Here is a 16,273-nt window from a genome sequence, read left to right as displayed (position 1 = left end):
GAAAATCCTGTCAATCCTTTAATCTTGTAAATCCTGATTCAGGCAAGCACTAAAGATCCTGCATCTATACCTTCCGCTCAAACGGATTCTCCGGCTTCACCAGCATCACCTGTTCCCGTTCCACTACCACGGCACCGGCGGGTGCGCCTTTGGGTTTGCGGACCCACTTTTTGGGGGTATAGAGCACAGGACAAAGCGAGTCGCTTTTGCGCTTGCTGTAGTAGGCGGCTAGTTGGGCGGCTTTCTCGAGCACGGTGACAGGCACCGTTTTGCCAGCCTGGTGCTTGATCACCACATGCGAGCCTGACACATCTTTGGCGTGCAGCCAGATGTCTTCTTTGTAGGTATGGCGCTGCGTGAGCAGATCGTTATTTTGGGCGCTTTTGCCGACCAAAATCTTAAATCCTTCCGTTTCAAACAGACGGAAAGGCGCTTCCTGCTGGGCTTGCTGTTTGGTGGTGAGCAGATGGGCGTACTCTTTCAGGTATAGCTTGAGCGCCTTATAATTTTTGGCTTCCTCCAGCGCTTGCAACGCGTCTTCCAGCACTATGGCTTCTTCGAGTTTTCGCTCCTGCCGCTCCTCCAACTGGCTTACCTCCACGTGCTGTTTCTTGGCTTTGCGGTATAGGCGCTCGGCCTGCTTCTGGGGTGTTTCGGTGGCCTTGAGCTTAAACTTTCGCTGGCGGTCGGTATAAAAGTCGTAGAGCTCCACTTCGGTGGCACGGGGAGGAATATTGGTCAGATTGGCCATGATGATGTCGGCGATCTGGGAGTAAGAGCGTCCGTGGCGCAGTTCATGCAGACGAGCTTCTGTCTGCTCCAGTATAGCCTGCGTGGCGCGCTGCTTCTTGAGGAGCTGCTGCTGGGTCTGCTCAAAGAGTCTTTCGAAGCCCGTCTCGCTCAGGTAACTGCGCGTGAAACCGTTTAAGGCCTCCATTGGGTTGTCGTATACCTGGACTACTTCACCCAACTGGAGCAGCGACAGTCGCAGTTTGCCGTTCAGCCTGATCAGGTAGTATGCTTCTGGTGCTTCGAGTTGTTCGAGCATGGCCTGAACCAGCTCCCATTTTTCTTCGAGTGAGGCGGTGCTATACCCTTGCTGCTCCAGGTATAGGGCAGGCAGGTCGCCGAAGGTCGGGTATACCTGACGGAGGTTGCCATCGGCCGCTGCGAAAGCTTCAAAGTTCTGCCGAATGGGCCTGTCCATCTGTAGCGGGTTCAGCTCCAGGTCAGCACCGAATTTCTTGTGAAACAGCTTGAGCGGCTCTTCGCCCCGAAACAGCACGATGTTGGAGCGGTTGCCGAAAAGTTTGAACAGCAAGATATAACCCTTGCTCAACTTCAGGTAAAAGCTGCGTTCGTTGAGGTGTTGCACCACATCCTGCACGGTTCTCCCTAGCAACTCACCGAAAAGGTTGATGGTGTTGGCCTTGGCCCGCTTAAACTCGGTCGGGAAAGAAAGCGATGAAAAGTGCGCCGTGAGGGAGGCTCGGATGTATAACTCCCGCTCTCCGGCCGCAAAGCCAATGACCAGTTCATCCTTGTTCTGACTGAAGCAGGTCATCACCTCCATCCCCACTAACTGCTTGCGTAGCTGCCCGGAAAGTTGCCTTAAAAAGTAGTAGTTCTGATGCATTTATACCTCAATCTGCAGACCATCGTAACCGAGCCGGATAAAGTCGGGCAGGGTGAGTTCTACCTCACGATGCAAGCCCAGCAGGTGACTGATGTGGGTCAGGTAAGCGCGTTCCGGTTGCAGGTCCTCGAGCAGCTCAACGGCTTCCTGCAACGAAAAGTGTGAAATGTGTGGTTCCTGGCGCAGGGCGTTCAGCACGATTACTTTAGAGCCACGCACCTTTTCCTTCTCCGCTTCTGAAATGTAGTTGGCGTCGGTAATATAGGTGAAGTCACCCACCCGGTAGCCGAACACCGGCAGCTTGTAGTGTTTTACCCGGATCGGTATAAAACGGACACCCTCCACCTCGAAAGGTTCTTCGGTAATCGGGTTAAGTTCTACGCGCGGAATGCCGGGGTACTGTATACCTGAAAAGATGTAGGCAAACTCTCGTTTTAGCTGCTCCAGCACGCGCTCTTCTCCGTAGAGGGGCATGTCTTTGTGCTGAGAGAAGTTGTAGGCGCGGATGTCGTCGAGGCCGGCGGTGTGGTCTTTGTGCTCGTGGGTGAATACCAGGGCATCGAGCGTGCGGATACGCTCGCGCAGCACCTGCTGGCGGAAATCGGGACCGGAGTCAATGATGATGCTCTTGCCGTTTACCTGCAGGTGCACCGATACCCGAAGCCGTTTGTCCCTGTAATCAACAGAACGGCACACTTCGCAGGAGCAACCGATAACCGGTACGCCCTGCGAAGTGCCCGTGCCTAAAAGCGTTACTTTCAATTGGTTCTTTCCTGGTCGCGGATGTCCTGATAAAGCTGTCGGTTCTTCTCGCTCAGCAGGCTTTCATCCACCGTAATGGTTCTCAGAATGTCGTAAAGGCAGTTGATCTTTCCCTCCAGACTGAAGTACTTGTTCACGACAGCTACCTTCATGTCTTTGAGCACACAGTAGCCCGCTTTAAAATTCCCCTTCTCGTAGCGCAGCACAAAATCCGACTCCGCAAAAATATCCTCCAGCTTATTTAAAAATGGCCGCGTGTACTTCAGCTCCATCTACAACTCTCCGGTGTGCTTCTTTACAGTCTGAACCAGCATGTCGAAATCAAGCGGCTTTGGCAGGTACTCGTTGATGCCCACTTCCTTGAAGTCTTCCATGGTATAGTTGTTGGCGTTGCCTGTTACCGCAATGATCGGAATGTTGGAGATCTGCTGGTCTTTGTGCGCGCGGATTTCCTTAGAGCATTCCATGCCGTTCTTGATCGGAATGTTCAGGTCCATCAGGATGGCATCGATCTTGTTGTTTTCAACCTGCTTGATCACCTCACTGCCGTTCTTGGCGGTCAGGATCTTGTAGTTCTGAAGCTCCAGGATTTTCTTTGTCAGGTTCAGGATCACAGAACTGTCTTCTGCAATCAGGATGGTCTTGTTTTCTGCCATGGGATTAATAAACTATAAAATGATCTCTTTATAAGTTTTGCGGTAGTTTTCGTATTGGGCCAGCAGCTTTGCGAAGTTAATTTCTACGTTATCGTACTGGTCATGTTTAATATCATGCTCCAGGATTTTGGCTAGCTCGGCCACCTGGTTGATGCCAAGTGTAAAGCCGGTTCCCTTTAGCTGATGCAATGTACTTAAAATACTTTTGTATTGTTGTACCTCCAACTCTTTTTTGGCCTCTTCGAGCAATTCGCCGGCTTCCTGCTCAAACTCTACATACAATTGGCGCGCAAACTCTGGCCCACCGATCTCTATCAGCTGCTCTGTTATGGCCAGGTCAATTACAGGTATAGCGTCTGCTTCCGACGCATCATCTACTGCCGCAGTCAACCCACCGGTGTCATCGCGCTTCCAGTTCTGCTCGTGCCACCTCATGATCACTTTGTACAGATCGGAGCTCTTAACCGGCTTGGAGATGTAATCGTCCATACCCTGGCTCATGAACTTATCAGCGTCTTCGCGCATAGAGTAGGCTGTCATGGCCACTACTGGCGGACAGTCCTTGCCCAGCTTTTCTTTGATGATGGTCGTTGCTGTCACACCGTCCATCTCTGGCATTTGGATGTCCATAAACACCATATTATAGCCGTTGTTAAGGGCTCTGTCGATGGCCTCGTAGCCATTAGACGCCACATCAGTGCGGCAACCCAGGCGCTCAAGCAGCTTAAAGGCCACTTTCTGGTTGATCTGGTTGTCGTCTACCAGCAGCACGTAAGGCGAGAAATCCAGCACCTCGGCTTCGGCATTCTGCAGCTGCATGCGCTGCAACTGCGCCTCCACTTCCTCGCTGTTGGCTTTTTTCACTTTTATCGTGAACCAGAAGATACTGCCATCGTTTGGTTTGGACTCTACTCCAATATCACCACCGAGCAGGTGCGTGAGCTGCTTCGAAATGGCCAGACCGAGACCCGTACCGCCGAAGGTTTTGGTAGAAGAATTGTCAAGCTGCGTAAAGTCGGTGAAGAGAAGGCGCTGGTCATCTTCGGTTATACCTATACCGGAGTCTTTTACGCGTACCTTCAGTCTGAATTCCTTGCCATTTTTCAACGGCTCAGCATCTACGTGTATGCTTACCTCGCCCTCGTTCGTAAACTTAATGGCGTTGGAAGTGAGGTTCGATAATACCTGCAGGAAGCGTGTCTCGTCGGTGAGCACGTAACGCGGTGTTTCCGGTGTAACGGTATAGGTGAAGTTAAGGTCTTTCTGCTGGGCACGGTTCGCGAAGAGGGAGTGTATCTTGTTGAGCGTGTCGTGCACATCCATGCCACTCTCGTGCAGCACGAGCTTGCCCGCCTGCATTTTAGACAAGTCGAGGATGTCGTTCAGAATCGCAAGCAGGGCATCGGAGGATTTACGCAGCGTGTCGATGTACTCTTTCTGCTCCTCATCGTTCACGATCTGGCTCAGCAAATCGATCATGCCGATGATGCCGTTCATCGGCGTACGCAGCTCGTGGCTCATGTTGGCCAGGAACTGTGTTTTCACCTTGAGCAGGTTCTCCGCTTCTTCTTTGGCTTTAAGCAGGGCCACCTGGGTGCGCTTCAGTTCCGACACGTCGCGGAGCACCCCCTCCATACCTGCCGGATTCCCCTCCTGGTCGTAGGTCAGGCGGGCATCAAGCAGTACAGTTTTAGTAGAGCCATCTTTGCAGATCATCTCTATCTCGAAGTCACGTATGCTTTTTTGGTCCAGTACCCGCTCTTTAACCAGCGCACGGTCAGCTGCATTGGCATACAGTTGTTCTGATGAAATATGCTGGACTTCATTTTCATTATACCCCAGCAAATTGTAAACAGACGGGCTGACCAGTTCAAACGCGCCGCTCATGGTGGTGCGGTAGTACACATCCTGGAAGGACTCGAATATACTGCGGAACTTCACCTCGCTCTGCGCTAGCGCCAGTTGCGAGCGCTTCTTATCCGTGATATCAAGGGCTATACCTGATATCTCCTCAAAGCTGCCGTCTTCCAGGTAAATCGGGTTGAGGTATACCTCGCGCCAGCTTTCCGGATTGTGCAGGTGTATCTCGAAGTGCTGCGGCTGCCCTTTAAAGGCCTGCACATACTTTTCTTTCCAGAACTCAAAGGAGTTTTCATGGAAGTTCACCACGTTGGTACCGTTGAGCTTGGTGTAAAGCTCCAATTCCTGGCCGCTTCGGTTAAAGAAGGCGGTTGCAAAGTTCTTGTTGAAAGAAGTAAGCTCAAACTCACGGTTGAGAGACCACATATGGTGCGTCCCGGATTCAAAAATGGCGTTGAGGCGCGCGTTCTGGTTGTTGATCTGCTCTTCGTTGCGCTTACGCTCAATGGCTAGCGCCACCTGGTTGGATATGAAGTGCAGGATCTCGATATCGGTGTGCACATACGCGTTCGGATCCTGGTAGTCCTGCAGCGTGATCACCCCAATAATGCGATCGCCGATAGCCAGCGGGGAGCAAAGGATCACCTCAGGTATGGCGCCGTGTAAGGTGATGTCCTGCTCTCTGGCCAGTTCCAGCAGCTCTTCCTTCTGCATGTACAGCGGCTTGCCTGTCTCGATGATGTACTCTGACAGGCCATGCGAAAACTGCCGTCGCATTTGTGTTTTAGAGGACTTGTCCACAAACTGGTCGACCAGGTAGGCAAAGTGTAGGTGGCGGTGACTATCGTCGCAAAGGGCAATGTAAATGTTGCGCGTCTCGATGATCTTGCTCAGCTCGCGGTGTATGGCCGAGTAGAGCGAGTTCAGGTCCTTGCTGCTAATGGCCAGGTTGGCGATGCTGTAGTATACCTTTTGCAGGCGCTCTGCCTTTATGCGGTCGGTGATGTCGTGCAGGATGGCGCGCGTTGCCACCGGACGGCCGTCCTGCCAGCTGCAGGTGATGGAGCCGATGAGGTGCACCGGCTTGCCGGCCTTGGTCAGAAACACAGTCTCCATCTTGTTCACGTTCTCGCCCTTGTAGAGGTTACGCAGCTGGTAAATGAGCTTGGCCTTGTAATAAGGGTGCACGATGTCGTTGAGCGTGAGCGACTCAATGTCGTGGTCGGTATAGCCGAGGCGGTCTTTCCAGGCTTTGTTCACAAAGATGAACTTGTTGTCTACCGAGATGTTCTGGATCAGGTCGTGCGCGTTATCAAAGAGGTCCTGCAGACGGATCTTGTTGTCTTTCAGGGCTTCCATGGCGATGCGCTTGTCCGTCATGTCCTTGCCTACACTGGTCAGGCCAATCAGCTCGCCTTCCGGTCCGTACTCAAACATGCAGTTCCAGCGCACAGTCTTCACCTGTCCTGACTTGGTGATCAGATCACGCTCGTAGTAAGAGTTCAGTTGCCTGGTTTCGATGGATCGCCTGAAGTCGGCAAAGCGGGATTCCCGGTCGGCCTCTGGTACGAGCAGTTCATAGAAATTCTGCCCGATGAGTTCTTCACGGCTATACTCCACGTAGGTCAGGAAATAATCGTTGGCGTAGGCGATGTTACCGTCTTTGTCGAGGCTATAGTAGATCAGGTTTACCTTCTCCAGGAAGCTTCGGAAGTGGGCCATCGACTCGCGGGCGATCTCTTCGCGGCGTTTCGAGCTCTGCACCTGCTTGCGTTCGGTGATGTCCCGCTTAAACACCAGTATGTGGTAAGCGCCGTCGATCATCACCCGGTTCAGGTTGAGCTCGGTATCCATAGTGGTGCCGTCCTTGCGGATGTTTTTCCAATCCACCGTTATCGGCTTTCCTGTCGCCATCAGCTGTTCGTTCAGCATTGCAGTTTTTTCAGTTGAGCGCATACCGTCAGGCTGATACTCCGGCGAATAATCAACCGGAGTCTTGCCCACCAGGTCCTCGCGCGTACAACGGAAATACTCCAGCGCCTTCTCGTTGCAGTCTACTACAATGCCATCCCGGAAGAGCAGGATGGCGTCGTAAGTAGACTCGAACATGATCTTATATTTATCCTCCGTATATGAGAGCTTAAGCTGCAGGTCGTGCTTGGCTATATAGTTGCCAATGGCGCCCCCGATAAAGTCGAGCAGCGACATAAACGACTGGGTGATTTTAGCATCGTGCCCCGGCCATACCAGCATCAGCGCCGTCAGTCCTGCTTCCGAGCTGACAGGAAGCACCGTCAGGTGCTGGCCCAGCAGTTCTTCCAGCTGTTGTATCGTGTCGTGCAGCGCTTGTTGGCGGTCAGGTTGGATGAGCCGCTCTGCCTGCGCCTGGGGCAGCGCGATAGAGGTTGGCAGACTGGCAGCAAGTGTTTCGCCAGTGCTGAAAGAAAGCAGTACCTTGCCTGCCTTGGCGTCATAGGTATAAACGGCACCGCCAATAACATCGGTCTTGTCCAGCAGCTCGTTCAGGGTAGAACGTAGCACATCTTCGCGACTCTCGGAGCCAGACAGGTTGGTGATCAGGTGGTTGACAAACTCGAGTTGATGATTACGGAAGCGCACGTTGCGCTCCGCGCCAACTGCCTCGTACAGGTTTTTGGCAGAACCGAAGATTACCGTCTGGCCATTGAAGCTGCCTTTTTTTAAGCTAATCTCCACAGGCATCAGTTCCTGGTCTGTTTCACGAAGCCACCACTCAAAGCGCTGCGGCTCACCCTTCAGGGTAGTTTGCAATTGGTTGCGCAGGGCAACACGCTCAAACAGGTTAAGCTCAAACTGCTTGAAAAGAGACTTGCCGATAATGTCTTCTTTTTTCAACGCTACCAGATCCGAGGCGCTCTGGTTTATGTCGATAAAAAAACCATCACGATCGAGAATGAAGAGTGGCTCGGCACTATCGTCAAACAGGTTATGGTAGCTGGAGTCGCTGGCTTCGGTGGCCACGCTCTCCGGAATATCGAAGTACAGAAATGGCTGCCCCTGAAACTGCAGCTGCTGACAATGGAAGGTGCACAGATTGCCCTGACGGTCCTTTATTTCACCCGACACTTTATCCTGCTGGGCCAAAGAAACCTTGAAGTCAGCAAAATCATCTTCATCAGCCAGGCCAATCAGCGGACGAATAGCGGTGCCCTGCTCCACAGAAAGTATCGTTTCGGCTTTGGGGTTGGCAGCCAGTAGCTCTCCCATGGCAGAGGCCACAAGCAAGGCGTGGTCTGCAGGGTATAGCTGACTGAGCACCTGTAGCAGGTTTTCGGCCAGTATTGTCTGGTTGTCAGTAGATTGTCGGCTAGGTATCAATGGCATCTGGTGTGGATCAGTTCTCGTTTAAACCCATAAATTAGTAAAAAAACAAAAGCAAAGGCACTTTTGCTTCCTGAATAAAAAGAAAGGGAGTTAATTTGTGGCAAATTCACGATGTAAATTGTCTGTCCCGACCATGCCTGCAGCGCAAGTCCCCCGTTTTCTGATAGTGGTAGTAGGCCCTACTGCCGTGGGTAAAACCGACCTGTGCGTACGCCTGGCGCAGCACTTTGGCACCGATATTATTTCAGCTGACTCCCGCCAGTTTTACCAGGAGATGTCGATCGGCACCGCCAAACCGACTGCAGAGGAGCAGCAAGGTGTACGCCATCACTTTGTGGACTCGCACCCGATCACGGAGACGTACAATGCCGGTGCTTACGAACAGGATGTGCTGACTTTGCTCGAACAGCTGTTCCTGCAACACGAGGCCGTAATCCTGACAGGGGGCTCCGGTCTGTATGTGCGGGCTGTAACCGATGGGATGGACGAAATGCCCGAAACAGACCCCGCCCTGCGTGACAGCCTGACCTCCCGCTACCAGCAGGAGGGGCTACAGCCGTTGTTGGCACAGTTGCGGGAACTCGACCCTGCGTATTACGAGCGGATAGACAAGGCTAATCCGCAGCGTGTTATACGGGCGCTGGAAGTTTGCCTCTCGAGCGGGCAGGCTTATTCTGATTTCCGGAAAGCAGGTGCCCGGGAGCGGCCTTTTCATATCATTAAGATCGGGCTGAACCGTGATCGGCAGGAGCTTTACGAACGCATAGACCACCGTATGGACCTGATGCTAGAGCAGGGCTTGCTGGAGGAGGCCAAGGCCCTATACCCATACCGCGATCACAACGCCTTGCAAACAGTTGGCTACAAAGAGATTTTCGACTTTTTGGAGGGGCATTATGATTGGGCGGAAGCAGTGCGTCTGCTAAAACGAAACAGCCGGCGCTATGCCAAACGGCAGCTCACCTGGTTTCACAAGCATGCCGACTATACCTGGTTTCATCCGGAGCAGTGGAACGAAATGCTGCGCTTCATCAAAGAGCAGATGCAGCAAACTGAACAGTCGTAGGTATATAAACAGCGAAGCCGGCTATTTTTATTGCCGGCTTCGCTGTTTTGTAATTATCGCATACCTAAATCGACAGAATATCCACCATTTTGGTGAAGCTCGGGTTAATCAGTTTCTGCTTGGTGATGGTTTCGATGAAAGGCGTGTAAACGAGTTCTCTGTTGATGATACCGGCCATTTCGTTGGTACGGCCCTCCAAAAGCCCCTCCACACAGGCGATGCCTAGTTGGCTGGCCAACATGCGGTCGGCTGCGGAGGGAGCGCCACCACGCTGCACGTGGCCTAGTATTGTCACGCGGGCATCCATGTCCGGGACCTGCTCCGACACTTTGGCCGCGATCTCTGTGGCACTGCCTTCTTCGTCACCTTCGGCAACGATCACAATAAATGACGTTTTCGATCTGCTCCAGCCAGCCTTCAACTGGTCAATTACATATTCAATGGACGTATCCGTTTCCGGGATCATCACAATCTCAGCACCACCGCCAATGGCGCAAGGTATGGCAATGTAGCCTGAGTCGCGGCCCATCACTTCCACAAAAAACACACGCTCGTGGCTGTCGGCCGTATCGCGGATCTTGTCAATGGCATCGAGGGCCGTGTTCACGGCCGTGTCGTAACCAATGGTATAGTCAGTGCCATAGAGGTCGTTGTCGATCGTGCCCGGTGCCCCGATGGTAGGGATGCCGTACTCTTCGTAAAAGATGTTGGCTCCGGTAAAGGTACCGTCACCGCCAATGGCTACCAGGCCCTCAATACCGTGTGCTTTTAGTTGCTCATAGGCTGCCTTGCGTCCTTCCTTGGTTGCAAATTCCTTGCTGCGCGCCGATTTTAGGATCGTGCCGCCCTTCTGTATGATGTTGCTCACTGTCAAAGACTCCATTTTAAAAATGTCGCCTTTGATCATGCCACTGTATCCTCTTCTGATACCGTAAACTTCCAATCCGTTGTAGACGGCCGTTCGTACGATCGCCCTTATGCAGGCATTCATGCCCGGTGCGTCGCCTCCTGATGTAAATACTCCAATCCTCTTCATAAAGAGTTGCTGTTTATTGTGTTCCCTGTGGAAGCCGGGTTCCGGCCTAGTTCGACTGATCGCCGCAGTATGCGCGGCGGAGTTAATGAATTCGCAAGGTAGCCATTTGTTGATTTAAGTGGAAATAAAAAAAGAACACAAAATGATAACTAATAAGATAGCAGAAACCGTATGTAAATGCACTACCGTCTGCAGACTTAAAACAAGTAAAAAACGTTTCTACTGTAACTGCTGCAAAATAAGCTGACTGGGGATAGACAAAACTCAGTGCTTTTATTATTAATTTGTTATTAATTTGTATACTTGTCAAAAGGGAGCCGTATGTTTAGTTTTTTTGAGAGCGAGGCAGAGAAAAAATTAAAGAGCCACATCACCAACCTTGGTGCCCTGGCCAAAGCGGACGGTCACGTAGATCCCACCGAAATGGAGTTCATCATCTCCATCGGCAAGCGGCACGGCATGAAATCGAGTGAGGTGCGCAACCTGCTTTCGAACGTGCAATCCATAAAGCCACAACTGCCCTCTAACGATACGGAGCGCTTTGACCAAATCTACGACCTGGTAGAAATGATGCTGGCCGATGGTATTGTAGACGAAAATGAAATGGAGTTCTGCGTCAACATGGCTGTGCGGCTCGGTTTCAAGAAGTCTATTGTCGGAGTGCTGGTTCGCAGAATCTCCATCGGTGTAAAAGACGGACTGTCACGTGAACAGATACGGGAGGATGCACAGTCCTTCCTGAATTACTAAATACGATTACATGAAAAACCTGCGCGTGTGGAACGGGGCCATTTTAGGAACTTATGCGCTCGCTCTGTTACTCCTGGCTTACTTCTTTTTTGCCCACGAGCTACACCTCATTTCCTACGAGGCTACTTTACTTTCCGAAGATTTCATCCTCCGCTTTTTCGCCTTCTGGTTCATCAGCTTTCTGCTCACGATCATGGTATACCTGCTCAACCTGAGCCTGAACTATCTCTGGCTGCCACGCTCCGAAAAAATTGTGGCCATGCAAGCGGGTAAGCTGATATTAGCCGTAGGGCTCTCTGCCGCTTTTTTTGCAGTTGTGATCGTCACGCTCAGCGGTCTGCAATAAGCAACACTACATAGGCCAGAACACAGGTACCAATACAAGGATAACGATCACGAGCAGGAGCGTGAGCGGCGTGCCGATCCGTATAAAATCCCAGAATCGGTACTTGCCGGGACTGTATACCAGAATGCAGGCCGGCTCAAAAGGTGTAACCAGCGACACAGAGGCCCCCAGCATGATCGCGATGGCAAAGGCACGCGGGTCTGCGCCAAGCTCCATGGCAGCACGCAAGGCCACAGGTATAACCACGAGTGCCGCCGCCGCATTCGACATGGGCTGGGTGAGGATCACGGTCAGGATCACAAAGCCCGCCAATATACCTATCTTGCCGCCAACGGGCTCCATCACCTGCACAATGCCATGTGCCAGGAACTCGGCAGCGCCGGAGTTTTCCATGGCGGCACCAAAGGCCGTCATACCTCCTATGAGTATAAGCAAGCGCCAGTCGATAGCGTTGTAGGCTTTCTCGGTGCTGATAGCCCGCAGCAGAATGCTGGCGACAGCCGCCGACAGAAAAGCGATAGAGAGCGGGAGCAGTTGCAGGGTAGCTGCCAGTATGGCCAATGCAAAACTGGTAATCACGATCAGGCCCTTTTTCTTCTTGTAGAACACCGGTTCAAACTCGTCGAGCACAGCAATGTGATTCGAATTCCGTACCTGCTCAAAGCGCTCGGGGGCTCCCTGTACCAGCAATACATCCCCCATGTGTAGTTCTATACTGCCTATTTTACTGCGCAGCGTTTCGCCATGCCGCGACACCGCCAGCACCACCAGACCAAAGCGCCGCAGAAACTCCGACTCCTTGATGGTGCGGTTGATCAGGTTGGACTGCCGTGTGATCATAATCTCCGCGAGACGGATATTTTCTGTTTCCAGGTCTTCGGAAATAAGGGCATCCGCCATGATCTGCAGCCCCTTGGTTTCCTTTACCTTCATGAGGGTATCCACATCGCCTTCCACCAGCAAAATGTCATTGGCGCGAATGCGGGTACGGAAGTCAGGCAGGAAGTTCTCCTTGGCGCGGATTACGTTGAGCATGCGCAGGTTCAGTGTGGTGAGGTCGGAGGTAAAAACCAGCTGCCCTACGAGTGGCGAGTCGGGCAATACCACCACTTCGGTCACATATTTCTGCAGCTTATACTCTTCGGCCAGCTCCTGGTCGGCATGGCTGGGTAACATGCGCTGCCCGATGGTCATCATGTAGATCATGCCCACCACGAAGATGACAACGCCTATCCCTGAAATCTCGAACAGCCCGATCGGTTCCAGACCAGCCTTGGCAATGTAGCCGCTCACCGCTACGTTCGTAGAGGTACCGATCAGCGTGCAGGTGCCTCCCAGAATAGCGGCATAGGCCAGCGGCATCAGCAGCTTCGACGCACTCATGTTGATGCGCTTGGAGAGACCCACCAACGGTGTAATAAACATAGCCGTTACCGTGGTGTTGTTCATAAAAGCCGACACCACGCCCGTAACCAGCATGATGGTGAGCAGCATAAGGTTGTTGCTCTGCTGTGCCAGTCGCACGAGCCGGACGACGGCAAAGTCAAGTATGCCGGTTTCTTCCAGAGCGGCACTGAGGATGAAGATGGAGGCGATGATGATAATGAAGTCGCTGCTGAACCCGGCGAAGGCCTCCTCAGGGCTAATGATGCGCAAACCTGCCAGTATGATAAGCATGAGCAGGGTGACCAACTCAACGGACACCTTCTCGGTTGCGAAAAGCACAACTGCTATCACGAGCAAAGTCAGTACAATGGCTATTTCCATAGAGGACGATCGGAAGTACACCGGATGTAAGGTGTAGCAACGGCTTTTACGTGACAAAGCCGCTCCTGATGGTCGCTGGCAGGAAAATATTTGCAGTGCAAACCCTTTATACCTGGGCAGGGCGGTCTTCTGTCAGCCCTGCCCAGGTATATCAGGCTAGGCCAAAGCCTCGTCAATAGACCTCAGAATGATCTGGCAGGCTTCGCGAATCTGGTCTTCAGTAATAGTGAGGGGCGGTGCGATGCGCATGGAGTTGTCGCAGAACAGGAACCAGTCGGTGAGCACACCGTTCAGGATGGCCTGATCGATCACAGCCTTCAACACCTCAAACGACTCAAACTCTGCCGCCATCATCAGCCCCTGGTTGCGGATGCCTTTGATGCGAGGGTGCACCAGCAGCTGCTTGATGAGTTTGGATTTTTGTGCAACGCCTGCCAGCAGGTTTTCCTCCTGAATAACCTGGAGCGTGGCAAGGGAAGCAGCGCAGCTGACCGGGTGACCGCCAAAGGTAGAGCAGTGGCCCAAAATTGGGTCGGTTTTGAAAGCGGCCATGATTTCCTGCGGTGCGATGAAAGCACCTATGGGCATGCCGCCTCCCATCCCTTTGGCGCAGACTAGTATGTCCGGCTCTATACCGAACTGCTCAAAGGCCCAGAAGGTGCCCGTTCTGCCGAAGCCACATTGGATCTCATCCAGAATCAGCAGTGTGCCGGTTTGGTTGCAGCGCTCTCGCAGTTGCTTCAGGTAATCCTTCTCCGGAACACGAACACCAGCCTCTCCCTGCACAGTCTCTATCAAAACCGCGGCCGTGCGCTCTGTTATATGCTGCAAGTCTGCGATGCTGTTGTAGTGGATGTGGCGCACGTCAGGCAGGAGCGGTCGGAAAGCATTCTTAAAGCTTTCGCTGCCGTTCATGGAGAGGGCACCCTGTGTAGAGCCATGGTAGGCGTTGTAGCATGAGATCAGTTCAGTGCGGCCCGTATGGCGTTTTGCCAATTTCAAGGCACCTTCCACAGCCTCCGCCCCGGAGTTGAGCAGGTAGGTGTTGTTAAGTCGATCAGGCAATGTGCCGCTGAGGGCATGGGCCAGCTGTACCTGCGGCGCCTGCACAAACTCCCCGTACACCATCAGGTGCATGTAGCGGTCGAGCTGGTCGTGGATGGCTCGCAGCACTTTCGGGTGGCGGTGCCCCACGTTGCTCACACCTATACCTGAAATCAGGTCGATGTAGCGGTGGCCGTCGCTCCCGTACATGTAAATTCCTTCTGCCTTCTCCACTTCGATCATCAGCGGAAAGTCGCTCGTCTGCGCCTGGTGCTGCAAAAACAGCTGTCTCAAAGATACCATGCTGCAAAGTTATGCATTTTGGTAGGTTTGACAGTGCCATTTCTGTTTTCTGCTTATTCATAATCCCCTGGTTTGCGTACAATAGGAGGGGCCGGTAAAAAAGCCCGGCTTTAGATGTTTGACTTTAAAAAAGGAGGATCAAATGCCACAAGGAGATAAATCTTCATACACAGATAAGCAAAAGCGCCAGGCGGAGCACATCGAGGAAAGCTACGAAAAGAAAGGCGTGAGCCAGGAAGAAGCCGAGAAGCGCGCCTGGGCAACCGTGAATAAACAGGACGGAGGCGGCAAGAAAAGCGGCTCCGGAAGGGGTAAATAAAATATACGAACCATCAATCAAGGATAAAAGAAAGGCCGGAAGCGTTTGCTCCTGGCCTTTCCCGTCTATGGGTAATTGTTGGTGTGCGCCAGCGGATCGTCTTCGTCTAAAGTTGCAGGCACCGAAGGCGGAATTCCCTGCAAGGGTCTGTTGTGTGAGAACGGACGCTCCCGCATGGCACGCTCATGCTGTTTTAGGTTGTTGCCTCTGTTGCGACGGGCGTAGGCTACCAGCGCAACACCTGCCAGTGCCACTATACCAGTCGCGGCAATCACCTTTGGTATGGTATTGTCAGGGGCTGGGGGCACAGAGAGCACACCCTGCTCATCGGCAATGGCGGGCTCGTGCACGTAGCGGCCGTGGCCTGGCACCGCCACCGACCAGAAATCCTTTACCAGTTCTTCTAACTGATGCATGAGTTGTGCCCCTTCCATTGGCAATCCATGACCGGTTGCCGCCACACTTGGGTTAAGCTCCATTAGCCTTTCCACAGAGCGATGTGCAGCCCCCCAGTCAGAGGTATAGTATTTGGGTGGGCCATGCACTGCGCGCTTCTGTGTCATCACGGCCAGCATCGACTCACCATCACGTGTGATAAAGGCGTCACCCGCCAGCAGCACCCGATCGCTGATGCGGAAGAAGGACACGTGCCCGGGTGTATGGCCCGGAGTATGAATCCAGCGCCAGTCTGGCAGACCCGGAACAGAACCATCGTTTGGCAGAAACTCCAGGTACTCGTGTATATCAATTGGCTTTTTAGGGTATAGGAACGACATATAGGCCATACCGCCGCCGCCCACGCTTGGGTCTGGTGGCGGATAAGACGACCTTCCATTCAGGTAGGGCATCTCCAGCGGATGGGCGTACACGGGCACTTCCCATTCCCGGGCCAGTTCCTTCAGGGCACCAATGTGGTCAAAATGGCCATGTGTGAGCAGGATAGCTTTAGGACGGTTCCCACCGAAGAGTTCATCCACCACTTTTCTGATCTTAGGGGCAGCGCCGTACACACCGGCATCCACTAGTACCCACGAGCCGTCAGGCGTGGCCACAAAAAAGAGATTGACAAAGACGGTTTTGAGTCCCCAAACTCCCGGCGCAACCGCAAAAGCTTCTTTGCTACCGTAAGTCGAGGTACGATAAGTAGTTTCCATAGGCATACATCATGTTTTGTTTTCGAATGACAACAAGCGGCATTTATACTACGGCTGTCGTGGCAATTGGCTGCAGCGAGCCAGTATATTCAGCTCTGACTTGGCTGATTGTCATGTATTAATTGTAATGGGGATGATTTTGCTGCCAAAATGCTGGCCTAGGATGACTTGCTACAATTAGGTTTATACTACGAAACAAAGGCATACTTTT

13 protein-coding genes are annotated in these 16,273 nt (G+C 52.7%); 4 read left to right on the top strand and 9 right to left on the bottom strand.

Going from position 1 to position 16,273, the window contains the following annotated elements; genetic code table 11:
• Window positions 1–64 precede the first annotated feature (64 nt).
• Genes C8E01_RS17235 through C8E01_RS17215 form a run of 5 tightly spaced genes read right to left on the bottom strand, consistent with a single transcriptional unit; the run spans window position 65 to window position 8,277 of the window.
• Complete coding sequence (locus C8E01_RS17235) at window positions 65–1,636, bottom strand: NFACT RNA binding domain-containing protein (RefSeq protein ID WP_116544703.1); 1,572 nt, start codon at window positions 1,634–1,636, stop codon at window positions 65–67.
• Complete coding sequence (locus tag C8E01_RS17230) at window positions 1,637–2,398, bottom strand: MBL fold metallo-hydrolase (protein WP_116544702.1); 762 nt, start codon at window positions 2,396–2,398, stop codon at window positions 1,637–1,639. It lies immediately after the preceding gene.
• A complete protein-coding gene (locus C8E01_RS17225; protein WP_116544701.1) occupies window positions 2,395–2,670 on the bottom strand; it encodes a hypothetical protein in 276 nt (91 codons plus the stop codon). Before C8E01_RS17225 ends, C8E01_RS17230 begins: the two co-directional genes overlap by 4 nt.
• Window positions 2,671–3,054, bottom strand: coding sequence for a response regulator (locus tag C8E01_RS17220; RefSeq protein WP_116544700.1), 384 nt, complete (start codon window positions 3,052–3,054; stop codon window positions 2,671–2,673).
• A 12-nt stretch (window positions 3,055–3,066) separates the two neighbouring features.
• Complete coding sequence (locus C8E01_RS17215) at window positions 3,067–8,277, bottom strand: PAS domain S-box protein (protein ID WP_116544699.1); 5,211 nt, start codon at window positions 8,275–8,277, stop codon at window positions 3,067–3,069.
• 133 nt (window positions 8,278–8,410) lie between these two features.
• On the opposite strand from C8E01_RS17215, the gene miaA reads away from it, so the two are divergent.
• Window positions 8,411–9,343, top strand: coding sequence for a tRNA (adenosine(37)-N6)-dimethylallyltransferase MiaA (gene miaA / locus C8E01_RS17210; RefSeq protein WP_116544698.1), 933 nt, complete (start codon window positions 8,411–8,413; stop codon window positions 9,341–9,343).
• Window positions 9,344–9,407: 64 nt separating this feature from the next.
• Here miaA and pfkA read toward each other — a convergent pair whose 3' ends face one another.
• Window positions 9,408–10,379: a 6-phosphofructokinase gene (pfkA, locus tag C8E01_RS17205; protein WP_116544697.1), complete on the bottom strand. Its 972-nt coding sequence runs from the start codon at window positions 10,377–10,379 to the stop codon at window positions 9,408–9,410.
• Between the two features lie 321 nt (window positions 10,380–10,700).
• On the opposite strand from pfkA, the gene C8E01_RS17200 reads away from it, so the two are divergent.
• Together C8E01_RS17200 and C8E01_RS17195 are read left to right on the top strand one after the other, a co-directional pair.
• Window positions 10,701–11,129 carry a tellurite resistance TerB family protein gene (locus C8E01_RS17200; RefSeq protein ID WP_116544696.1) on the top strand — a complete coding sequence of 143 codons (429 nt, stop codon included), beginning with the start codon at window positions 10,701–10,703 and terminating at the stop codon, window positions 11,127–11,129.
• A 10-nt stretch (window positions 11,130–11,139) separates the two neighbouring features.
• Window positions 11,140–11,475 (top strand): hypothetical protein, encoded by a 336-nt coding sequence (locus tag C8E01_RS17195; protein WP_116544695.1) that lies wholly within the window; start codon window positions 11,140–11,142, stop codon window positions 11,473–11,475.
• 6 nt (window positions 11,476–11,481) lie between these two features.
• Here the strand turns inward: C8E01_RS17195 and C8E01_RS17190 are convergent, their stop codons facing one another.
• Window positions 11,482–13,242, bottom strand: coding sequence for an SLC13 family permease (locus tag C8E01_RS17190; RefSeq protein ID WP_116544694.1), 1,761 nt, complete (start codon window positions 13,240–13,242; stop codon window positions 11,482–11,484).
• Between the two features lie 156 nt (window positions 13,243–13,398).
• Window positions 13,399–14,589 carry an aspartate aminotransferase family protein gene (locus C8E01_RS17185; RefSeq protein WP_116544693.1) on the bottom strand — a complete coding sequence of 397 codons (1,191 nt, stop codon included), beginning with the start codon at window positions 14,587–14,589 and terminating at the stop codon, window positions 13,399–13,401.
• A 142-nt stretch (window positions 14,590–14,731) separates the two neighbouring features.
• Between C8E01_RS17185 and C8E01_RS21715 the strand changes: the two genes are divergently transcribed.
• Window positions 14,732–14,908, top strand: a complete 177-nt coding sequence (locus C8E01_RS21715; protein ID WP_165820676.1) for a hypothetical protein — start codon at window positions 14,732–14,734, stop codon at window positions 14,906–14,908.
• A gap of 65 nt (window positions 14,909–14,973) precedes the next feature.
• Here the strand turns inward: C8E01_RS21715 and C8E01_RS17180 are convergent, their stop codons facing one another.
• Window positions 14,974–16,062, bottom strand: a complete 1,089-nt coding sequence (locus C8E01_RS17180) for an MBL fold metallo-hydrolase (protein ID WP_116544692.1) — start codon at window positions 16,060–16,062, stop codon at window positions 14,974–14,976.
• Window positions 16,063–16,273 lie beyond the last annotated feature (211 nt).

Origin of the sequence: Pontibacter virosus, assembly GCF_003096355.1 — a bacterium.
In the GTDB taxonomy this organism is placed as follows: domain Bacteria; phylum Bacteroidota; class Bacteroidia; order Cytophagales; family Hymenobacteraceae; genus Pontibacter; species Pontibacter virosus.
The sequence above is the reverse complement of the archived record's forward strand: the minus strand, read 5'-3'. Positions and strand labels throughout refer to the sequence as shown.